Source organism: Acinetobacter sp. WC-743 (assembly GCF_000335555.1).
Taxonomy (GTDB): Bacteria; Pseudomonadota; Gammaproteobacteria; order Pseudomonadales; family Moraxellaceae; genus Acinetobacter; species Acinetobacter bereziniae.
This window is the reverse complement of sequence record NZ_AMFQ01000010.1, coordinates 1-20,859: the sequence shown is the minus strand read 5'-3', so window position 1 is coordinate 20,859 and position 20,859 is coordinate 1. Positions and strand designations below refer to the sequence as shown.

The window sequence follows — 20,859 nt, the reverse complement described above, 5'->3', positions numbered from 1 at the left end:
TTTGTTGCGCAATGTGAATTTTAAACAGATTTCATCTCTTTATTATACTTTTCAAATCTTTTAGCATCTGCATGATATGAAACTCGCATAGCACCACTAAAACTTAATAAAGAATTTCTTTCATTACGTTGTGCAGCTTTTAAATATTCTAGAAATGTGCCAAAGCTGTAATCCAAAATATCTTTATGTCGATGCCCTTTACTGATTAAAAACTGAAATGAATCAAACCAAGTGTTTTCAGATTTTTTATTTTGGCTTTTCGAATCCTCTTGGTCAAAATATGCTTTGTTTACATTAAGAACATTTCTGAAAATATCTAAAAACATATCAGCTTCATTGCTCATTAAATCTGAATAATATTTAACATCATAAATCGTGGTAAGCGAACAAAGCACTAAAGCCGAAACAATATGCTGTTTTACAATTGATTCAATATTTTCTTTTGAGAAATCATTTTTTAAATCTTTGCGAATCAGTTCTGCAAACTGAGACCATTGATCCAAGTCTTTTACTGTTATTTGTTTTAACTCTAAATCATGAACATAAATAGATCTATTAGAAGCCAGAAAAAATTCATTCATTTTAAATTCCTAAATACAGGCACAAAAAAAGACGCTTTTGCGCCCTCTGTGCCTGTAGTTTAAATTATGCTGCTGGAATCGTGACAACATGACCATATAAGCCAAGTGTAGGATCTAAACCTTTTTCACTTTCTGATAATGCTTGTCCTGAAATTTCATATTGACCGAGTTCTTCATGAATCAATGGAAAAGTGGTTTCTGGTGATTTTTTAGTGCGCCACAAACGCACTGCCATATTTTTACCTGTAGCAGTATTAATTCCTTTAAAGAAAAGTTCATATTCTTTATTAAATTCACTTGCAATTGTGGTATGGCTAACAACACCAGTTGTATAACTTGCTGTAACAGGATCTGCAATTGCTTCATTAAAAATTACAGTTCCAAACACGGCATCAAGCACATATTTATCGGCTGTTATTGCCGTTGAGCCTGATTTAAATGAAACTTGTGTAAGGCTATAACCATCAAGTTTTATTTCTTGACCAGCTTTAACTGTTCCTAATACCTGATCAGTAACAACCTTGCTTGCAATTTCAGATTTCATACCTGACAAGATGTATTGCAAATTGGCTTGGTCTACTTCTTCAAGTTTACCTTTGAAATTAACACCTGTTTTTTTGGTCAATACAAAGTCTGTTGTACGTTGACCAGATGTACTTTCTTCATGCTCAACTTGATCAGTCGTGATTTCAAGCTCAAATTCAGGTACGTTCCCGATATGGCGCATTTCAGCCGCCACACCATTTGCAATTTCGGATAAGTAAAACTTACCCTGTAAAGAAATATATTCCTTAGCCATCTGTTTTCACCTCTTTGCTTGGTTTTGTTTGAGCAGATGGCTTCACCTCTTCAATGATCTTATCTGCCTCTAATTGTTTGATTTGGGCTTCAGTAAGACCGCCCACAGTATCGCCCTTACTAAAACGCCCGACTTTTTGCCGGGCGATGTATTGTTTTGTCATGGTAACCTCTAAATAAATTTCTGTGATTCAAAAATGACTGTAATGTATGTGCATGTTGGACTGTAACCCTCTTTAACATCAATAAGTGTTAAAGGTCGAGTTGAGGAACGAGGTTGCCAACCAGATAAGAGTTTAATCACTTCTTCAGTGAGCTCACCCGCTTCATCATTTACAGCATTGCCATTGGTCATTTGAGATTGAGCATTTCGACACGCAACAGAAACCGCCCATTGCTGCCCAAGTTGATTAACTTTGCCCGCACCTGCATCAGCCTTTTTTACAATTCTGGCAAAGTTCACATGAGCTGACGGCGTTATCTGCATCATTTCTGTGATTTTTGCTGAATTATGAGGGGTGTATATTTCCTTAAAACTTGGAATTTCTTTTAGCTTATTTGCAATTTCATCACGAACTGCGAAGAATGAGCTCATTAATAAAATCTCCTACAATATTCAAAAGTGATTCTTCATTTTCAGGATTTATCCCTAGCTGAGTACGTGGCGGTAAAACAACCTGTTTAACTCTGCGATATTGCCCACCTACATTAAAAGTTATGTATGCGCCATTTTTAGGAAGGATAAGCGCACCAAAATGAAGAGGCGCTGCATATTCAACGTTTGTACCAACCTCAACACCATTCGGCAAAACATTATAGGTATAGGAATTCATCAAAATGCCTTTATCCCTTAATGTTTGACCTCCTTGCATTTCAGCACGCCAGGATTGCACCCAAGGGTTTCCATCAACACCGACACCTTCTATAAACCTTAATTGAACTTGGTCCAGTAGCTCAGATCCAAGTTCATTAAAAAGCTTTGATTCTTCACGCTCATAAGCCCCTAATGATTTAAAGATCGCTTCAAGTGGCGAACTCTCAGCAGTGATTGTTATTGCAATAGCCATTTAACCTTCCTTGATGCTTGGCATCCTGTTGAGAATATCATCTCCAAAAACACCACCTCGATAAGTTGTACCGATTGGCATGGTTGCAGGTGAGTTTTTCGGCTTCTCTTCAGTGACTTCATTATTTTGGTTTAGGATATTGAGCACAGCTTTACCATCAGCAATCCGCTTCAAATAATCAATTTCAGCTTTATAGCGATTCTCTACTTCATCAGTAGGTTGCTGAAAGTAAAGGCGGTATCTTGCAATATTGCATGCTATTCGCTGTAGAGTGCTTGGAATGCTAGGAAGCGGTAATCTGTACTTTACCGCCACATAACTATCAATTTCCTCTGTAGCGTCTTGTAATGCTTCTGCAATCGCACCCTCAGGTAACATTGTTTTTAGGTTTTCAACTTCATTACCAAATCGCTTAATCAAATCCTCTTCAGTCGCATACATATCGCCACCTATTTGGATTCAGTTGCAGCCTTTTCGGATTGAGCCTGAGGTTGCTCTTTATCCTTTGCAGATTTGGGTTTTGAAGCATTTAAAGCATCCTGCAACTTAACTACTTCTGCTTTCAGTTTTTCAACTTCAGCCTCGGCTTTATCTTTGGCATCAATAAGCAAAAGCTCATTAGCTTTCAGTTTTTCAACTTCAGCAGCAAGTTCAGTCAATTGTTGAGCAGAGCCATCCTGTTTGGTTTTTTCTGGTGCTTTCTCTTCTTCAATAGCACCAGAAACTAAAAGGGCTTGAATTTGTTTATCTTCAAGCCCTTTGATTTCGTCACCAGGTCGAAAATGACCAATGGATTGTTTTGCGATGTACTTTGGCATGTAATTCCCCTTAAACAATAAAGCCTGTACCACCACATACACCATTTTTATTTGATGGCACTGCAAGTGGGGCTGATTCAGTCATCAAGAAGATACCGCTTGGATCTTCGCTATACCATTGACGATCAAAATATTTAGCAACTGCACCATTAGCCAACATATTTTTGATTTTACATTGCGCGATTGATCCTTGAGTATCAGAGATAGCACCAAAGTAATCATCTGGAATAAAGCGCTTCACACCATCTTTTAAACGATAAGTTGCGTCATAAACCCACAATTCTTTTTCATCCAAGTAGCCCTTAAATGAAGCGCCTTCTTGAACGTTTAAGCTTGGTTTATATGGCACTGCAATACCAGCATAAGGCTTAACAAAACGTTCTTTAAATTCTTCATTAATGAATAATGCTGCCCAAACTTTGCCTGACATAACATAGAGTTTGGAAGGACCACCATTTGCATCAAGCAAAAGTTTTTCAATTGATTCAATATCTGTTACAGGTTTAGCACCAGCCTGATTCCAAGGAGTTAATGGAGTGAAATTTAGCGATGCATCTCGTTCATAATCTACCATGTTATATTCATAATCATCTGATTGAAGTAGATACTTCCCTTTAAGCAATAACTCTGTTGCCATCAACAATACAGAATTATCAATTGCGTCATGGTTTCGCTTCATTACAGCGATCTGAGCAATGACCATTTTTTCCTGTTCAGATAATTGTTGGCTACCAGTTGAAATAATTCCTGCTGAACGCAAGCGCTCAATTAATGCTTCATCAAAAGCTGTCGCAGGTGTGACCATGTTTTTAGGTTTGTAATATGCAGGTTGAACGAATTCTACTTTAGCTGCTCGTTTAGTATCGAATGGTTTACCAGGTTGATGAGGTGATACCAGCGGTGCTAAATCATGAACTGTGCTAATTTCTGACAATGGTACTTCATCTCGATCAAATGAAGGACGATTAGGAAATAATTTATCAATTAGCCATGTGTCCATTGGCTTATAGTTACTGTGAATTAATGCAAGCTCACCAACATCAAGCAATTCAAGTGGCGCGCCATTAACTGTAAAAGATTGAGGCATTTTAAAAATCCTTATACTTTTGAAAATTCAATATTGTTTAAAGTTGCTTTGGCACGAGCTGAGTCGTATTTAGAAACCTCTAAATATTCCCCTGCAATTCGCACAGCTTCGATGCTAAATACCCCACCAAAGTAAATCGGGATTTCAATCCCATCTGCTGCCATTTGGGTTGCTTGTTGCGCGGTAACATCTTGACCACATACAACATTCCAAGTTTTTTCATCTGTGGCATGCGTCACCACATTGGAATCAGATAAAACCAATAGATCCCCTGCTTTGTAGGCTGTTGCCGCAGTCACTTTGGCATTTGCACGGCGTAGTTTTTCAATATCTAAATTGAAAGGTCGTGTCTCGCGATTCACACTTCCTAGGTAGGTTTTATTGCTCATTTATTAAGCCCCTTTTTTCTGGTCAGCGAATGCTTGAGCACCAGATGTAAACTTGTGAGGTTGATCTGAATTAGATGCACCGCCCTGCCCACCATTCGCTTGATGACTGAATAAATGAGCAAATTGATTTGGAATATTATTTCCATTTGGTTGTTCAGTGGGTTGTTGTGTGCCTGCTGAAAATTGCTTTAATTGCTGAGATAAGAAGTTAAAAGATACGTCATCCATATCTGTATAGGACTTCTTCTCTTCAGCGCTAAATTGCTTGTTTAGAGATGTTTCCAAAACTGCAATATCATCAGCACGTTTATCAGCTTTGAACTTTTTAAGTTCATTTTGTGCTGCGTCACGCTCTTCTTCAGCTTTCTTTTGAGCAGCTTTCGCCTGTTCGAGTTCAGTCACGTTAGTGTCCTCTATTGGATTTGAGTTAGTTTTGCTAGAAAAGGCTTGGATGGATGTTTGTGTGTCCGCTCCTACACCGCAAATTGTGATTTCATGCACACGCACATTTCTAAAAACATGCAATGGTCCAGTAAATTCCTGTCCATTTACTGTGATTGTTTTTCCTGCTGAAATTTCTTCAATACTTTCAGGATCTGCCCACCAAGACATTTGAAATGGATACTCTTCATCAGCATCACTCACAATTTCTTGTGCACGTGGATTAGATAGAAAATGACCTTTAGCTCTAAACTTATTGGTTGTTTCAAATTCAGTAGCAACCCCAACACGTAGACCGCCAAAATGCTCTTCCACTAATCCTATTTTTGTTTTTAACTGTATGTTTTGAAGATCGATTACTACTCCGCTTCTCCCCCAAAAATAATGATTATCTATGCGTCCACCGCTATACACTTCCGCATCAAAAGTACGGCGCTTACTTGTTCCATCTTCTGCTAAAACTATGGGTACATTTACAGCGGTAAATTGATGTTTTAACTGATCTTTGTTTTCCTCTGGCATTTTTCATGCTCCATTAAAAAACCACCCTATTGGGCGGTTAATAAATCTTAAAAAGTTATAGACTTGAGATAAGTAACAGTAGCTTTTTCTCAGCTAACTTACTGTGTTCATAAACACAAGGATCATTGCATTTAAGAGCATTAGATAAAGTTTCGATTAACTTCATCTTTTCTTCAAATGAATATGTTTGATCAATTGAAGTCTTTCCATCCCAGCACCATATAATTTCTTCAGGTATGAGATTGTTATCAGTAAACTCTAATTCGATTGAATCAATAACCAATCCTTTAAGCTCCATATTCGTTTTGTATTGCAATATAGAGCCATCTCTTAAATGTAATTTCATTTAATTCACCAATGCTTTAAGTTTATAAATAATTACCCCGCTTGCAGCTTCAATTGAAACAACTTCAAACGATAGACCTAATCCCAACAACGTGCCTTGACCTGCATTCAATTTAGCTAGATCAATACCCAAGCCTTTTGCATTCTCAATTTGAATCATGATGTTAGATTCACCTGCAATTAGCATAGGAGAGTCTAAAGTGATGACTTTACCCACTTCCATCGATGCAACTTGAGTCAAATTCGAAGATCCCGAAATAACTTCGCTCGTATTTGCAGAAATTGCTTGAATCTTAGACATATCCTCCTTGATCCATCGTTTAAGCACATCCTCAGCAAGATTGATTGAGGGCTGATTAAGATAGCTTGTAAGCCTGTCATCATTTCCCTGCACGTAATCAATAAAAGTTTTGATTGCACTTGGTCTTATTTCAGGATCTAAGGGAATGACTGTATCTGAAATCACTTTGAATAAATCACGGCTTGAGTCTGTCATCGGTGCAAATAGATCAGTTAATCTTGACGATGCAGTCCATTCAGCTTGAACTACTTTCTTTTGCTCTAAGAGATAATCTTTATCTAAAATCGTTTCGCTGATTTTAGTGTCTACTAATTTCGACATATCCCCGTAAGTCATAGGACTTGTAGACCATCCCATTTCTTGAGCAACTTCGGGTAGATCTTCATCCGAAGTAATACCGTATTTCTTCGCCTGAGCTTCTGTAAGCGCAATAACAGTACATCGACACATAAAACCCCACGGCGGGTAATACAACAGCCAAAATGGGTCATCTATGTGGCGTATGATTTTGTTTAATGCCAAATGCTCTGGTCGAACCCGACTATCATCAATAGCCGAGTACATCAAATACGGCTTTTTAGTTTTGTTTCGCTGTTGTTGCTCCCAACGTCCATGACTGTAAGCTGTCTGTATATTGGTTCTAAAAACATTACTTAAATATGATTCACTTAGAATAATGTCATTATCAGCAACGTACTTTTTAAAATCCTCAAAAGTCGTACCATCTGCAATAGCTTTATTGACGCCCTTAATCACTGTTTGAATTTGCTCAATACTCGATAAAAACCCGACCGTTGTTGCCAATTGTCGGGTCTTTAAATCCATTGAATAAAATTCATCAGGCAATACGATCTTTCGTGATTCTGCGAATTTTAATGCTTCAAGAAAAGTAACAGGTTTCATGGTACCTCTCTCACTTGGCAGTTACACAACCTAAAACACCAGCCGTAAACAAAGCCTGCTCTAAATTCGCTGTAAATTCTGATTGTGTTGCACCTGGTATTAACTGCATTAAATTATAAGCCAACTCTTCAGGCGATTTACTACTTTGAATCAGTTCATTTACTTGTTTCTGATCGAGTAATTTAATCACCTCTTGAGAAGCTGTAAGCTCTTCAACTTCCAATTGATTAGCCGAAAGATTTTGCTTACCCGCTTTAAACTTGAAAGGTAGATTAGGTAATGCTTTGAATTGAGGTAAAGCTGCTACACCATTTTGAGCACCTGTTTCAGCAACATCACCGTCCAATAAGTCATAATTACGCTGAAAATACTGCTTTGTTAAATTGGCACCTGCATTTTTCAGCTTTACATCTCGATCTGCTTGATCTGCTTTAAGTGATTTTTCATCACCAATGACAATGGTGTGCTTTTCCCAACCATTTAAAGCGCAAAGAGCATCAACAATTGCTTGAATCGTTGAAGTAATCATTCGAATATCAGCATTAACCTTATTGTTTTGGACCTCTAAATGCACCTCGCCGAGAGCACGTGAACCAGATCCATCAGTACCGCTTGTTAAAGTCTGCCCAAGAACAACTTTTTGAATACTTTTCTCGATTTTCTTATCGAAAGACTCAAAGGCTGCTGATCCACCATTACCATTTGATGAAGCTGAAAGTATTTCGACAGACTCACCATTATTAAGTGATAATACTGAACTCGCATGTGCTTGAAGTAGAGCATCCATCATCGCATTAACATTTGCTGACTTACCTAGTAGCAAAGGATTTCCAAAACGCTCAACAAATTTAGCCCAAAATTTAGTTGTACCATTCTTAAAAAACCACAGCCAATACAAGCGACTAAATAATGCTTCGCCTAATGGATTCTCATAAGTCGGTTTACATTGGGTAAGAAAATACTTGAGGTTTTGATCACACTCTAAATCTTTGTTCAGGCTGTTGTAGTTACGCTGCAGTATTAAGCGCCCATCATTCTTTGGCTCAAACCATTGCATTGGCTTAACACCAATCCACCCCCACCCCACAAAAGGCGTAATTGTGTTTTTCTCAATGTGTAGCATCTCCTTGTTATATACGGCTTCTATAACAGAATAACCATACCAACGGGCATTCTGCGCACCTAACACCAACTCAGACCACCATTTTGTAATTTGCTGAGTCAATATTTTGGTTTGAATACTGTCTTTAATTCCGCTTTCAGGATCTAAACGAAAAGGAGAACTCTCAAGTTTATCTTGGCGTTTTTCTACACATTGATAAATTTCATCATCGTACATCAATACAGATAACCGATGACGAGTAACTCCGGCTTTTCTTAAAACCTCATCCACATCAGGCATTTTGGTCAAATAATTAAGAAGAGCCATTTCAGCCTGTTGCGTGTATAGATAACCGCCTGCTGAACGTTGGCTTTCCTTCTGTTTCTTTTTGCTTTTAGCCATTTTATCCCGCCCTTGGTGGTTGATAATTTTGCATAACTGTTGCCTCTTCAACTGCGTCAATCAAAGTATCAACTTGGTCGTCATTATCGTGAGTCATTGCAGCATTAAACGCCTCACACTCTTCAGTGAATGCCGAAACCCACGGCGCATTCATTGGCAACATGACAAATCTATCTTCTGGATTATTTGCGTAGTCATTCTCTAGAGGCACTTGTATATCCATTAAACGAGTTAATTTGTCTGTTCCACGTTGTACTGGAAGCACTGGAACACCTGAATAGGTGCCAAGATTCTGAATTAACTGTGTACCGTGGGCTTTATCTTCAACTTTCATCCAGCGTATAGGTCTTAGCTCATAGGTATAATCTTTATGTTTATCAATGAAAGCCTGAGCTTGACGATTCATTTCTGGTGCTTCCCACTTTCCACGTAGCAAGTCAATTAAATACAGCTTCCCATCAATGCCAAGCCCAACAAGTAAAAATACAGTGTAGTCATTGTGCTCTTTGATTTTTTGAGCTGTATCTACATAAATCGCACGCCATTGAAGTGATGGTAATTCTGAGTAATACCCGAACCATTCAGATTTAATTAAGTCACCACCTAATTTTTTCGGTGATTGTTGATATTGACTGCTGAATGTATACCTAGAAACTTTTGCGCCATCCTTATCCTTTCCACCCTTTTCCAATTGTAAGAGTGAGGTTAAAGATTCTTTAAGTGGCCAGTAGCTCTGACGTCCTTTTGAGTCTCTCTCAACATTACGAGGAATCAGTTTTTGAATGTGTTCTGGCAAAGTCGAAATGTAGTCGTCATCAATTAATGCGGGAATGGAAACTTGAGTCCATTCACCTGGTACATTTCCAGTCATCACAAAATTTGTAGGATCTTCTGAATGAAGTCTTTGCATAATCATGATGATTGGCGTATCAGATTTTGCTTTTCGTGAATTGACTGTATTTAAGATTTTTCGATTAGCTTTATCTCTTGCGGGTTTACTAAATGCATCCTCAGGTTTTAAAGGATCATCAAGAATAATACACCCAGTAAATCCATTCTCAGCTAATGTTCCGGCTCTTCGTCCTGTTACTTGTCCACCCATTGAAGCTGCATAAATATGCCCTGCCTCATAGCCATCTACAGTCGTTTTCCAACTTGCTTTAGCATCCGTACTGGTTGAAATGTTTGTTGTCCACATACGCTGAAAATCATCAGATTTCACGATGTTTCTAGCTGTAGATGAAACATCCTCAACAAGTGATTGAGAATAAGAAAGATAAAGAAATCGAGAGCGAGGATTTAAGCCTATTCCTCTTGCGATTAGATTTGTAGTTAGTTCGGTCTTACCCGCTCCGGGTGGAACGTTTATAACCAAATTGGCAATATTACCTTTTACCACCTCATCTATTAGCCAAGCCACATATTCATGATGCCAGTTCACCATAAATTTGAAGCCCATACGTGGCTTAAAAAAGCGTCTTGTGAAATACAAATGTTCTTGCTCACACAATGACTTTTCTACTTGCGTTTGCAGATCCATTTAATACTCCTCTTGCGCCCTCCTTACTGCTTCGTTTACCTGCTCCTGCGTAGCCTGAACAAAAGTAGTTTGTAGAGGTTCTCCCCCTTTTCCTGTAATTTCTTGTCGATTGGTGTACTGACCACCCATGTCTTTAGCAGCTTGTTCCTGAATTTTTAATTTCATCACATTGTTTTTTGTGCCTATAAACATGTTCTCATAACGTTGCAATCGAACTGATAAATTTGCTATCGGGATGTTTTCAGGTTTACCTAAAAACATTTCACGAGTCTTTTCGAAATCTTTCTTCAATTCTTCACTGAGATTTTCACCTGCTCGCTTTGTTGGGTCATATTTCTCACATTGCTGTTTAGTAACAATCACCCCATATTCTTGGTTGACGAGCTCTACCGTTTCTGTTGGTGTGTTAAATACGGCAAGTGATCGAACTATAAAGAGTTTTACCTCTTTTTTTAGTGCTGCCATACCCTTAATCCTGTCAACCTACGTCAACCTAAATAGCCAAAAAAAAAGAGCCTCAAGGCTCAGTTAATTAGACACGTTCCACAGCATTTAGTTATTTCCAAATCCGAAACAAACGGCGGGTTTTGAGCGACTGCAACCATGCGCTTAACGTCCTCACTTGCTCCCCAACGTTTGACCACTCCTATAAATTCCTCAACGTCATGACCTGCTAAATAATGCTTAGGTAAGCCTGTATGATCGCTGTAAAGCATTTCCCCATCTTCATCACGTTCTACACCAATGTGATATAGCTCATGCTCAATCAAAGCACAGAATTCACGATCGTTCGCACGTTCACAAAAGCTTGCATCGATTGTAATTAGATAAACAGGAACAAACCCAAACCAATCACGCATTTGTTGTTCTTGCCGAGCTTTACGCCATCCGCCTTGGTTAAACATCACCTTTTCACATTGACCTAATACCATTCGTTTTTTAGCAACGGCGGCAGACGAAGCCCATGCGAATGCTAAGAATGTTTCGTCATCATGAAGTAATTCAGCTATGTGGTCATGATCAGGATTATGAAGTTCACCACCAAGGGTTAAGAAGTTTTTCTCTACCCATTCTTTTAGATCCGCTGCAGGTGCCAAGCGAATCGCTACCTCTTCCTCAGCTTGGTCTATCAAGTCTGTCGGTGGAAATGGTCTAATCTGGTCCATTGCAACAATCCATTTAAATACGGAAAAATGAGTATAGGTGAGGTGGGATATACATGAATTTAATAGCTTCCTTAATGAGTCTTGCATTGGGTTTTAGGCTATATACATCACAATCCAAATCTTGGACCTCCATCATTACCAACAATTCATCTAAAGCCGATTGTTCAAATTCCTCATAACACTCATCAATCACAACATGTGGTACACCGTTGGAATCATTCTTAAAATCATCTTGATTAAATCCAAAACCATGAACCAAAACTACTTCTGCCTGTTTGCACAGTTTCTTATATATTCTTTGTTTCATTTTCTAAACTCTCTAACTTCGACTTGATCCAGCGAATCACATGACCTGATAGAATTGAATCAGGATGAAACCGCTCAATCTTATAGCCCATATCTTCAGCCAGATCATATTTGTTAAATGAATTTGCTATCTTCTTACCACCACGCCCCATTGCCCAAGGGCTACCAACAATCTCAATGAGTAAATTGAGTTTGACAATATAGAAATCAAATCGCCAATTTCTAGTTGATTCAAACTGAAATTTACGGCGATAGCCGATTAGGTTTTCTTCTAATTCTTGAAACAAAGTCTCTTCAGCTTCTAAATATTTTTGGGTTGCTTTGGGTAGAGGTTTTGCTCTTGGTTTTGTTTTAATTGGCTTCTTTTGGGTAAGAGTGGTGTATTTATTAATTTCCATATACCACCTAAAAATAAAAACCCCGCCAAAATCTAGAATTCAGCGGGGTTCTTTGTGCCGTAATGCTTTCGGCAAATTTAAAACAAAAATGTCAAAAATAATGTCAAAACATTTCTATTCAAAATTAAATACTTAAGAGATAATTTTAAATAAAAATGTCAAAGGTTTTGGCAATAAAAAAGCCCAACAGTGTGTGGTTTTACAATCAATTTTCATTAAAACCTTCGAAGCTGATCCAATCTTTCTTGATAGATTTTATCAGCAAAATTTAATCCTAATAAAAGGACAATTAATGGGACAACAAACACGCCCCATTTTAATACCTCAATATGAGTTGAAATAATTGAGAAAAAAGGTTTCCCCATTAAACCAAAATCTATATTTGCGATTGCATTCAGGAACGGAAAATAAAAAATCGCTGAACCCATAACTAAAAACACTAACAAATACAACAACCAAAAAACTTTTGGAAATGTTTTTTTGAAAGCATCCAATTGCCACAGCTTCTCTCTCAACCAATCCATACTCACCCCAAAATATTGTTAATTCTAATAATATATAAAGGTTTAATGATCAATTTTCAATCTAAAGATATAAAAAAACCCCTTGCAAGAGGTTTTACTTATGTTATTTCTTTATTCAGGACAATATGCTTTCCATGCAGCTTTGATATTTTCTAAATCTTCATCATTAGTTTTTTCATTATGATAAATAAAAAAACGAACATCTGGATAATCTTCCAACTTTAATATTAATTCAAATCGCCCACCATCTGAACTATGAAACCAATCAGAAGGCTGTTGTCCACCGAAATATTCTTTATTAAATTCGTATATGCCATCTTCTTTTTTAGCAGAGAAATATTCTATTCTTTTCATAAAAGTTCCTTAAAACATATTGTTAATTTAATTCAAACCTATCATTGTTGCCAAATTTCCCAAAGATTCAAGGGTCGCAACTGCAGTAGGTAGAAGTGAAATATAAGCACCTAACTTATCCTTGTTTGGGCTACCGCTTTCTATTTCTTCGGTTATTTTGGTGATAGCTTTTGTTGTTAGCGCTTGCTCGACTTCATCAAGGTCTAAATCCAAAATGTCAGACTTTACTTGATTAAGTGCTTGCTTATATTGAGTTGCGGTATATGTATTTATAGAATTATCTACGCTATTTTGGTAAACCCTTGCGTTCCCTGAAGCATGAATTGTATTAATAGTTGAGCTTGTTCTAGGATCAGGAATGGCATTCACATTTACAACTTTCATTTGATAATGCGCTGGAATGCCATGGAAATTGCCATAGTAATTTGGCTCTAGAACTTTATATCTTTCCACAACCCCTGCTGGAGTTTTTCTTTCAACAAAATAGCCTATATTAACTGCAAAATCAGCACCTAAAGTATGTACAGCTTTACCACCTTGTACACTTGCTTTAACTCCTTCTTTAACAAGATTTCCATATTCATCATAAATAGAAATTGTATCATTCATCAAGTCTGCAAAAGGCATTGTTATTCCTTATTTTTTATTGGGAATATAAATTATACACTGAATTACTACAATCTAAATAATGAACAAAAAAATACCCACTAAAGTAGAATTTAGTAGGCATGAAAAATAAATCAAAACTGTTTTGGTCTCGGATAAACCGTAATACGACCAGTATAGAAAAATATACCCTTTATTTTGGGACTATGCAATCATAAATTATATTCTTCAGCCACATAGTGAAAATATCCTCTTAAGTGAGCATCAAGATCAATTCTCCAATCCCCTAAAATATCTAATGCTACCTTTTCGTATTTATCATAAGTTCTTAAATAAGCTTTTCGATCAATGCTCATACAAGAAATTCGATGCCGCTCTGATTGATTGTAAGCATCTTCTTTTTTCCCTTCGCATTTACTGCACTCAACATGCTTTTTATCAGTTTTTGAAAATACAAACCCTTTTCCATTACATTTGGTGCACATACCTCGTTTAAATAAAAATTGAATAAGCGCTGAACGGGCAACACCTTTTGCAGCTTCTTTAGTTGTTATCTGTTTGGTTTTAAAACCATCCTCTTTAAACTTTAAGCGAATTTCAGAAGTTAGTAGATTATGAAGTAATGCAAAGTGACGATCAGTAGGATTGATTGAACGAACTAATGCCCACAACATTGAATAAACTTCTGGTCTCATATCCTGCATCATTAGAGCAGCACTATTGACCTTACTTCCGAATGTTGATGGTCCACCTACACCGTCCTTAAATCCATCCATTGTTTTTTGTGCTAAGTCGAGCAATGTAAAATCGACCTTTGAGCGACTTGGAGTAAATAATAAACGGCGTAAATCGTGAACTATAGTCTCTTTTCGATGTTTCTCAAATTTTGCTGTTGCTGTCATAAACTCACCCTATTAACCGTCTAATTTCTTCAATCGCTTTACCGCTCTTAACCTGCTCAGTGCTATATCTATACACTGAATAACCCAACTCTGTAGCTGAGTTATATTTTTCCATATCTGCTATGTAGCCTTTACCTCTTGTATGTCTGCCATTGCTCCAAATACCTCCTTCAACTTCAATTAAAATTTTGGTACCTGTAATATGAAAATCAGCCCTCCATTTTCGATTTTCATTGAACTGATACTCTTGTTCATATCCAATTCCATAAGCCTTAAAATGCTGAATTAATATTGCTTCACCTTCACTTACAACACGTTCTTTTTTAGTCAAATTACGGCGCTTTGGTTTCCTTTTCTTTGTCGCATAATTCTTCAAATAATCAGCAATCGAGATGCTAGACAAAATCAATCCCCCCCCAATCTTCATATTGATCGTAAAGTTCAGATTCATTTTCTTGTTGATCTCTGAAATGAGCACAGCTTGGACATAGAAACTCTGAATGCTCAGGCTCAAAGCGAACATCCTCAGCAATGAAGCAATCCATGCATACAGGTTTAGATTCAAGATTCATGCTCACCTCGCAGGGCTTTTTCCAAATCATCAATTGTGTAAGTTGTAGCCACTCTCACACCTTTGTCGTACAGATCCAATTCTTTGAAATTGGTCATTGATTCTTTTAGCTCAATCAATATCAGTTCAACTGCTTTGAGTTTTTTGTCTTTCTCTTCAAGTTCAGCTTTTAAAATCAAATTTTTTTCAAATTCTTTAATTTCACGACTGTATGCTTCCTTATTCTTTTTGGTTAGGTCATCAACCTCAGCCTGTCGGGATTGCCATGCCCATTTTGCTCCCTGATAATATTTATCCTGCAAACCCTCTTTGTAGAGTGGATTATGTTCACAAATAGCCTTTTCAAACTTATCCATGACGTTCTGCCTCCACTCCAAACTTTTCAAAATGAAAAACTATTGGCTGAGTTGTTTCTTGCACCTGTCCAAACATCAAAGCTAGTCGGTAATTTGCGACATAATCCTTAAGTTTGCGGTTTGAGTCCTCTAAAGTTTTTCGCCAAAATTCCAATGAGAATGAATGCTTATTCTTATTGCAAATGTTGCAAGCAGGCATCAGGTTTTCATAAACATCTAAATGTGGATTCAAACATGTACCATCTGAATTTCTGCGAATTGGCTCTAAATGATCTGCTTGCCACTTATCACCCAGTTCAATACCGCAATATGCACAATGACCACCAAATTTTTGTTTTAATTCGGCACGTTGAATTTTGGTTAATTTCATAAATCCACCACTCTTGTACTCGGGCTAACATGATTGCGAATGTCTGTGACGTGGTCTGTTGTGTCATCTATGCGGTGACCTGCTTTGATTTCTTCAAGGGTTGCGTGTCTGAAATTAATCTTATGTCCAAAAGAATATTTGATTGAATCACTCACAAAAGCTCTAATAAAATCTTCATGAAACATTTGAATTTTAAGAACTCTATTCTGTGAGTGGCTTTGGTTTAAAACCACCAAATCCCCCACCTTAAACTCGGAAGGATTGCTTCCTTGTTCGTCATGTTTTGCAATGGCGGTGCGGAGGTCGTCTATCCGTACAGGGTGAAATCCAGCAGCCCTAAAATACAAACCGTCGTTGTCTGTTAAATTCCATTGATCATGAAAGCCATTGTGAAACATGAATTGAGGTGATTCACGAAAGTAGTAACCACCTTGATAACTTTCAGCGTTGGTAGGTGCTTTAGAAACAATCTCTCTCATCCGCTCAATTGTCAGGTTGTTTATCGTTGTCATAGTGCCACCTCATAATTCGACTTAATGCTGTAACGTCCACTTGTCTGCTTGTTGTAATGAATTGGATAACAAGCCTTGCATGGTGCTTCGTATTGTTTTTTCTCCCCCATCTTGTTTTTTCTTTTGCGATGAAAGAAAAACTCATCATCGAGTGGATAATATTCATCACAACAAATACAAAGTTTTTCTGTGCCAAGTTCGGTTTCAATGTATTTAGGTTTTGATTGACTCACACCGCCACCTCGAATAAGTCAGGCTGTCTTGCTTTCTCAATTCCAGCCGATGCAATACGCTCTTTCGCAATTTCGAAATACTTTTGTTCTTTCTCAATTCCAATAAAGTGACGACCAGTATTTACACAAGCTACGCCTGTGGTACTGCTCCCCATGGTGTTGTCTAAAACAGTCTCACCCTCATTTGTATATGTGCGAATTAAGAATTCACAAAGAGCAACTGGTTTTTGCGTTGGATGAAAAGATGAGTTTTGAGTATCAGTTGAGAAAACTTGAATGGATCGCGGATAACGCTCCGTTGATTCATATGTATAATCATTATTCATTTGACCATACACATCTGTCTGCAGATGTTTTCCACGCGATGATTTTTTAAGCTTATGACCAGTCGTTTTTTGCGGATTGTAAGTGCATTGCTTTTTATAAAAAACACTAACGATTTCATGGTTTCTCATAGGTTGTTTTTTTGCATTTAAAAAGCCAACCCCTTTAACTTTGTCCCAGACGATATCGTATTTAAAATTCTGTAAATTAGACAATCTTAAATGACTAGAGAATGGTTCAGCGCCAAACAAGACTACCGCCCCATTAGGTTTGATTACCCTCTCATATTCAACCCAAAGCGGCTCAAATGGGATAACAGCATCCCAACTGCAGCACGTTGTCCCATACGGCAAGTCGCAAAGAATCATGTCTACGGTACCACTCTCGATTTCTTTCATTCGCTCGAGACAATCACCATGCATTAGATTGAAGTCTTTCACACCCCACCCCATACGCTTTCCACGTCTGCAATGGCTTGCTCTAAACGCAATTGACGAGGACTCTTAAAATCCCAATCCAAATCTATGTACTTAACTTCAATTTTTGCATTAACTAGCCCACCATAAGACCCCACCATCTCCCAGCTCTCGACTAGGCTTTTTAATTCTTCATATACACCATCATCTGATTTCAAATCTTCAGAAGTACATACTGAACAAGCACAATAATCAGACATGTAAGAGTCAGTGTTCATTGTTTGTGAACTTCCGCCATTTCCACATTCATTGCACCAAAAGAAATACCAAACTTTATCATCCAGTGGGGGCGCATTTTTAATAGCTTCAACAGCCTTCACCCACCCAAATTTCCTAACAAACTCAACCGCATTCATACCGACTCCCCTTGCATCCGTTGATCACCCCAATTGCACTCAACTAGAGTTAAACCGCCCTGTTGGAATCTTGACCACAGACGATCACCCAAATCTTCTTTGAGTTGTTTGAGAGTAAAATTTGAGATAAGCATTGTTGATTTAATTGCGTCATAACGTGAATACAAGACTTTATGAACAAGCTCTAAACGCTTTTCACGGTCATGTAGACCATATTCATCAAGAATAAGTAGATCGTACTGAGTGAACTCATAAATCAATGATTGCTCTGATTGATCTTTAGTGTCCTTATCCCATGCATTCATTATTTTTTGAGCAAGTTCTTCACTTGTGATGTATCGAACGTAAATACCCTTGTTTAGAAGTGTTCTAGCAGTTGCACAGCTTAAATGAGTTTTCCCAGTACCAGTTTTGCCTGACATGATGAAATTTCTTTTATCACCAGCAATCATTAACTTGGCAAAAGACACACTTTCCGATAAAGCATTTTTTTGTCCAGGTAATTCTGGATTCACGATGTAATTTTTAAACCCTGAATTTTGATGACGTTGAGGAATCATTGCGCCAGCAAAATGATTATCACGTACCATTTGATCTACTTCTGCTTGATGCTCCTTATTGCCAGTTACTACATCTGAAATGGCACATTTAGGGCAGGTTTGAAAAGGTCCTGTCTGAATCATTTGAACTTTGTGTTTGGTGCAATATGCACTTACTTTTTGAAATTCCATTGAGGTCATAGCATTCATACGAAGTCCTCTGGTATTTCAACGTTCTCTACTGGACCCTGATATTGAGGAATATCAGCCCATGCATCATTAACATTTCGATTTACTATTTGTGATTTGGTCTTAATCAATCTTGTTTGTTTTTTAGGTGTAGATTTTAAAATCTGATCCTCAAACTCTTTTAGCAACCAAGTAACAAATTTTCGAGTTTTTTGGTTTTCAGTCAGTGAAATTTTATCTTCCCAGTGCGCATTAAAATTTCCTAAGTGAAATTGAAAATCAGGCATCAATAAAACTTCGTCCACTCGTTGACTAAATTTTGTTTGACGAATGATATTTTTTAAGAATTCAGGATTAGGTTTCCATGAATCGTCCTGAGTCGAATTTTCAGACAAATTCTCTTGAGAGTTTATATCTGTAGTAATCTCTGTAGTATTCTCTGTATTTGTCCCCCTTTTGAAATGGGGAGCCTCCCTATTTGAAAAGGTAGACCCTCCCCATTTTGAAAGTGATAGGGTTGTCACTTCAAAAAGCACAGGGGTAATCAACTCAATAAATAAAACATTGTTATATTTCTGACTGTTAGCCTCAATTGTTCGAAAATGACGCTTAATCACTCCAAATTGCTCAAGACGATCTAAAGCCTCTTTGACTTGCTGCTTAGAGAATCCATATTGATCAGAAAAACTCTGATAAGAACGTTGCAAAAGATCAGCTTTAAACTTCTTTTTCATGCTTATAACTTGACCAGAATCCTCATCACGAACCACAGTTGGACGATGCCAATACACTATTTCAGAGAGTAAAATAACGGCATTTACATCAGGTTTTCCATTCTCTAGACGAAATGAATTAAACCAATTAGTAGGCAATACATTTCCCTCTAAATGAACACTCCCTACCTGATCAACGACCTCATGCCCTGTACTAAAATAATTCATTTAGCACCTCCATTCAGCTTGACGAATCCACGTTTTTCCAACTGTCGAATAATTCGTGGTTCGACATACTCGTTTTTGATCTTGTATCGTGTTCTTGATTTCTCTATTACCTGTATTAATGGAGCGCCCTCTTGCATTAAACGGCGCACAACTTTGGCTTGCCCCCCCATTTTTGTTGTATGCTCGATGAGGTAATAAGCCTCTTGAGCTGCTATTGCTTCATTCATTTTTGATAAAGGCATTGCTGCAAGCTCTATGGCTGTGTAAATTCTTACGGGTTCTAGCAATGGGATTACCGCTTCAATTGGAGCTTTTGAAACAGAAATATCCTGTTTTCTTTTTGCTGAATATCTCATTGCGCACCACCTTTAGGTTTTACATACCCACCGAATGAAATAATCCGATCAGCTCTTATCAAACTTGAGATAACTTGACTGGCAAACCAGATTGTAATTTTGAATCGGTAAGCCATTTTTTGAGACAGTTCCTCTTTTGTAACTGCCGCGTTTTCTTCGTTGTAACCACGCATTTTTAAATTATTTTTCTTAATCTCATGCAAGCTTTCTAAAAGCTCTAAAGTTGGTTCATAAAACGACTGGATCTGCTGAGATTGCTTGTGCTCAGGTATTGATTTAAAGCTACTATTCATGAAACCTCCGCTAAAGCTTGTTCAGCTTCAGTTAAACGGCGATTGGCTTTGATTTCTGCCGTGGTTGCGGGGCGAATAAATCTTGTTCCACTGCTCCACTCCACATTTTTGGAATTAGTCATAACAACCCAATCCCCAAAAAAGTCACCCTTTACCTCAGTTACAGTAAATAAATCTGTTGATTGGTGATCAATAATTACAACCAAGTCCCCAGTCCTATAATTGTCTGAAATCTTGTTTGTGTCTTGCTGTTGTGATAAATTCGTTTTCATATTCAATCCTTGCAAATGTTTGAATTACTAAAAGCCTGATCCACGAAATCAGGCTTTTTCTATTTCTGCACCTGATGTAAATTTTTTCATTTGCTTTAGTGCTGCTTGGTCTACAGCAGTCGCCAATTCAATTAAATTCTGTGTGAGTTGGTGTATCTCTTCATATTCTTGAGGTGTTACCACACCATCTTCATAAGCGTCATAAACAACCTTGTTTGCTTTGCCTGACTTGATGTTGTGCTGCATCATTGCTTCAAAAATAGAAAGCTCATGGTGTTTACTTCGATCACACTCAACAGGCAGCAATGCATAACCAAGCTCATGCGCCCAAATTTTTAATAAAGCTGGGTTTTGCGTGTAATACAGAATTGCTTCTAATTTTTTGATGCTTGGTAAGTGATTCGGCATATTAATATTTGCGTAATTGCAAACTGTGTTATGCGAATCCCCTATTACTTGGGCAATGTCTTTAGGAGTAAAACCAGGTGTTTTACTTATCATTTGCCAAATAGCGTTTTG

General features: G+C 37.6%; 36 protein-coding genes. All 36 read right to left on the bottom strand.

Going from position 1 to position 20,859, the window contains the following annotated elements; translation table 11 throughout:
* Positions 1-20 precede the first annotated feature (20 nt).
* Positions 21-581 carry a hypothetical protein gene (locus ACINWC743_RS01320; protein ID WP_009584053.1) on the bottom strand — a complete coding sequence of 187 codons (561 nt, stop codon included), beginning with the start codon at positions 579-581 and terminating at the stop codon, positions 21-23.
* 64 nt (positions 582-645) lie between these two features.
* Positions 646-1,380: a hypothetical protein gene (locus ACINWC743_RS01315; RefSeq protein WP_009584027.1), complete on the bottom strand. Its 735-nt coding sequence runs from the start codon at positions 1,378-1,380 to the stop codon at positions 646-648.
* A complete protein-coding gene (locus tag ACINWC743_RS24420) occupies positions 1,373-1,543 on the bottom strand; it encodes a hypothetical protein (RefSeq protein WP_009584025.1) in 171 nt (56 codons plus the stop codon). Before ACINWC743_RS24420 ends, ACINWC743_RS01315 begins: the two co-directional genes overlap by 8 nt.
* 8 nt (positions 1,544-1,551) lie before the next feature.
* Positions 1,552-1,974 (bottom strand): hypothetical protein, encoded by a 423-nt coding sequence (locus ACINWC743_RS01310; protein WP_004824732.1) that lies wholly within the window; start codon positions 1,972-1,974, stop codon positions 1,552-1,554.
* Positions 1,949-2,446 (bottom strand): phage virion morphogenesis protein, encoded by a 498-nt coding sequence (locus ACINWC743_RS01305; protein ID WP_009584048.1) that lies wholly within the window; start codon positions 2,444-2,446, stop codon positions 1,949-1,951. The genes ACINWC743_RS01310 and ACINWC743_RS01305 overlap by 26 nt, the downstream gene beginning before the upstream one ends.
* Positions 2,447-2,887, bottom strand: a complete 441-nt coding sequence (locus tag ACINWC743_RS01300) for a gp436 family protein (protein ID WP_009584065.1) — start codon at positions 2,885-2,887, stop codon at positions 2,447-2,449.
* Positions 2,888-2,895: 8 nt separating this feature from the next.
* Entirely contained in the window at positions 2,896-3,264 is a 369-nt protein-coding gene (locus ACINWC743_RS01295; RefSeq protein WP_009584061.1) for a hypothetical protein, read from the bottom strand.
* A gap of 10 nt (positions 3,265-3,274) precedes the next feature.
* On the bottom strand, positions 3,275-4,351 hold the full coding sequence (locus tag ACINWC743_RS01290; RefSeq protein ID WP_004824736.1) for a major capsid protein: 1,077 nt from the start codon (positions 4,349-4,351) through the stop codon (positions 3,275-3,277).
* Positions 4,352-4,362: 11 nt separating this feature from the next.
* Positions 4,363-4,740: a hypothetical protein gene (locus ACINWC743_RS01285; protein WP_009584029.1), complete on the bottom strand. Its 378-nt coding sequence runs from the start codon at positions 4,738-4,740 to the stop codon at positions 4,363-4,365.
* A 3-nt stretch (positions 4,741-4,743) separates the two neighbouring features.
* Entirely contained in the window at positions 4,744-5,703 is a 960-nt protein-coding gene (locus tag ACINWC743_RS01280) for a hypothetical protein (RefSeq protein WP_009584026.1), read from the bottom strand.
* A 55-nt stretch (positions 5,704-5,758) separates the two neighbouring features.
* A complete protein-coding gene (locus ACINWC743_RS01275; protein WP_005029010.1) occupies positions 5,759-6,049 on the bottom strand; it encodes a hypothetical protein in 291 nt (96 codons plus the stop codon).
* Positions 6,050-7,252: a phage minor head protein gene (locus ACINWC743_RS01270; protein WP_009584055.1), complete on the bottom strand. Its 1,203-nt coding sequence runs from the start codon at positions 7,250-7,252 to the stop codon at positions 6,050-6,052. It abuts the gene before it with no gap.
* Between the two features lie 10 nt (positions 7,253-7,262).
* Positions 7,263-8,756: a phage portal protein family protein gene (locus tag ACINWC743_RS01265; RefSeq protein WP_009584028.1), complete on the bottom strand. Its 1,494-nt coding sequence runs from the start codon at positions 8,754-8,756 to the stop codon at positions 7,263-7,265.
* 1 nt (position 8,757) lies between these two features.
* Positions 8,758-10,296, bottom strand: coding sequence for a phage terminase large subunit (gene terL, locus ACINWC743_RS01260; RefSeq protein WP_009584047.1), 1,539 nt, complete (start codon positions 10,294-10,296; stop codon positions 8,758-8,760).
* Positions 10,297-10,761, bottom strand: a complete 465-nt coding sequence (locus ACINWC743_RS01255; protein ID WP_009584045.1) for a DUF2280 domain-containing protein — start codon at positions 10,759-10,761, stop codon at positions 10,297-10,299.
* Between the two features lie 59 nt (positions 10,762-10,820).
* Positions 10,821-11,462 (bottom strand): putative metallopeptidase, encoded by a 642-nt coding sequence (locus ACINWC743_RS01250; protein ID WP_009584040.1) that lies wholly within the window; start codon positions 11,460-11,462, stop codon positions 10,821-10,823.
* Positions 11,463-11,475: 13 nt separating this feature from the next.
* Positions 11,476-11,769 (bottom strand): hypothetical protein, encoded by a 294-nt coding sequence (locus tag ACINWC743_RS01245; RefSeq protein WP_009584032.1) that lies wholly within the window; start codon positions 11,767-11,769, stop codon positions 11,476-11,478.
* Positions 11,750-12,166, bottom strand: a complete 417-nt coding sequence (locus ACINWC743_RS01240) for a hypothetical protein (RefSeq protein WP_009584037.1) — start codon at positions 12,164-12,166, stop codon at positions 11,750-11,752. The genes ACINWC743_RS01245 and ACINWC743_RS01240 overlap by 20 nt, the downstream gene beginning before the upstream one ends.
* A gap of 215 nt (positions 12,167-12,381) precedes the next feature.
* Complete coding sequence (locus ACINWC743_RS01235; RefSeq protein WP_009584042.1) at positions 12,382-12,690, bottom strand: hypothetical protein; 309 nt, start codon at positions 12,688-12,690, stop codon at positions 12,382-12,384.
* Between the two features lie 111 nt (positions 12,691-12,801).
* On the bottom strand, positions 12,802-13,044 hold the full coding sequence (locus ACINWC743_RS01230) for a hypothetical protein (protein WP_009584070.1): 243 nt from the start codon (positions 13,042-13,044) through the stop codon (positions 12,802-12,804).
* A gap of 27 nt (positions 13,045-13,071) precedes the next feature.
* Positions 13,072-13,671, bottom strand: coding sequence for a hypothetical protein (locus tag ACINWC743_RS01225; RefSeq protein WP_009584035.1), 600 nt, complete (start codon positions 13,669-13,671; stop codon positions 13,072-13,074).
* A 191-nt stretch (positions 13,672-13,862) separates the two neighbouring features.
* On the bottom strand, positions 13,863-14,552 hold the full coding sequence (locus ACINWC743_RS01220; protein WP_009584031.1) for a hypothetical protein: 690 nt from the start codon (positions 14,550-14,552) through the stop codon (positions 13,863-13,865).
* 4 nt (positions 14,553-14,556) lie between these two features.
* A complete protein-coding gene (locus ACINWC743_RS01215; protein ID WP_009584074.1) occupies positions 14,557-14,955 on the bottom strand; it encodes a hypothetical protein in 399 nt (132 codons plus the stop codon).
* Entirely contained in the window at positions 14,948-15,124 is a 177-nt protein-coding gene (locus tag ACINWC743_RS24415) for a hypothetical protein (RefSeq protein ID WP_009584024.1), read from the bottom strand. Before ACINWC743_RS24415 ends, ACINWC743_RS01215 begins: the two co-directional genes overlap by 8 nt.
* Complete coding sequence (locus ACINWC743_RS01210) at positions 15,114-15,479, bottom strand: hypothetical protein (protein WP_009584073.1); 366 nt, start codon at positions 15,477-15,479, stop codon at positions 15,114-15,116. The genes ACINWC743_RS24415 and ACINWC743_RS01210 overlap by 11 nt, the downstream gene beginning before the upstream one ends.
* Positions 15,472-15,849, bottom strand: coding sequence for an HNH endonuclease (locus tag ACINWC743_RS01205; protein WP_009584060.1), 378 nt, complete (start codon positions 15,847-15,849; stop codon positions 15,472-15,474). Before ACINWC743_RS01205 ends, ACINWC743_RS01210 begins: the two co-directional genes overlap by 8 nt.
* Positions 15,846-16,361: a hypothetical protein gene (locus ACINWC743_RS24660; protein ID WP_009584034.1), complete on the bottom strand. Its 516-nt coding sequence runs from the start codon at positions 16,359-16,361 to the stop codon at positions 15,846-15,848. Before ACINWC743_RS24660 ends, ACINWC743_RS01205 begins: the two co-directional genes overlap by 4 nt.
* Entirely contained in the window at positions 16,358-16,594 is a 237-nt protein-coding gene (locus ACINWC743_RS01190) for a hypothetical protein (RefSeq protein ID WP_009584052.1), read from the bottom strand. The genes ACINWC743_RS24660 and ACINWC743_RS01190 overlap by 4 nt, the downstream gene beginning before the upstream one ends.
* Positions 16,591-17,370: a DNA-methyltransferase gene (locus ACINWC743_RS01185; RefSeq protein ID WP_009584059.1), complete on the bottom strand. Its 780-nt coding sequence runs from the start codon at positions 17,368-17,370 to the stop codon at positions 16,591-16,593. The genes ACINWC743_RS01190 and ACINWC743_RS01185 overlap by 4 nt, the downstream gene beginning before the upstream one ends.
* On the bottom strand, positions 17,355-17,750 hold the full coding sequence (locus ACINWC743_RS01180) for a hypothetical protein (protein ID WP_009584058.1): 396 nt from the start codon (positions 17,748-17,750) through the stop codon (positions 17,355-17,357). The genes ACINWC743_RS01185 and ACINWC743_RS01180 overlap by 16 nt, the downstream gene beginning before the upstream one ends.
* A complete protein-coding gene (locus ACINWC743_RS01175) occupies positions 17,747-18,499 on the bottom strand; it encodes an ATP-binding protein (protein WP_009584030.1) in 753 nt (250 codons plus the stop codon). The genes ACINWC743_RS01180 and ACINWC743_RS01175 overlap by 4 nt, the downstream gene beginning before the upstream one ends.
* Complete coding sequence (locus tag ACINWC743_RS01170) at positions 18,496-19,419, bottom strand: hypothetical protein (protein WP_009584069.1); 924 nt, start codon at positions 19,417-19,419, stop codon at positions 18,496-18,498. Before ACINWC743_RS01170 ends, ACINWC743_RS01175 begins: the two co-directional genes overlap by 4 nt.
* Positions 19,416-19,775, bottom strand: a complete 360-nt coding sequence (locus ACINWC743_RS01165; RefSeq protein ID WP_009584057.1) for a hypothetical protein — start codon at positions 19,773-19,775, stop codon at positions 19,416-19,418. Before ACINWC743_RS01165 ends, ACINWC743_RS01170 begins: the two co-directional genes overlap by 4 nt.
* On the bottom strand, positions 19,772-20,068 hold the full coding sequence (locus ACINWC743_RS01160; protein WP_009584038.1) for a hypothetical protein: 297 nt from the start codon (positions 20,066-20,068) through the stop codon (positions 19,772-19,774). The genes ACINWC743_RS01165 and ACINWC743_RS01160 overlap by 4 nt, the downstream gene beginning before the upstream one ends.
* The gene (locus ACINWC743_RS01155; protein ID WP_009584050.1) at positions 20,065-20,340 is read right to left on the bottom strand and encodes a hypothetical protein; all 276 of its coding nucleotides are present in this window, start codon (positions 20,338-20,340) and stop codon (positions 20,065-20,067) included. Before ACINWC743_RS01155 ends, ACINWC743_RS01160 begins: the two co-directional genes overlap by 4 nt.
* Positions 20,341-20,388: 48 nt before the next feature.
* Positions 20,389-20,859 (bottom strand): phage regulatory CII family protein (locus ACINWC743_RS01150; protein ID WP_157432061.1); only part of this gene is annotated, 471 nt, incomplete at its 5' end.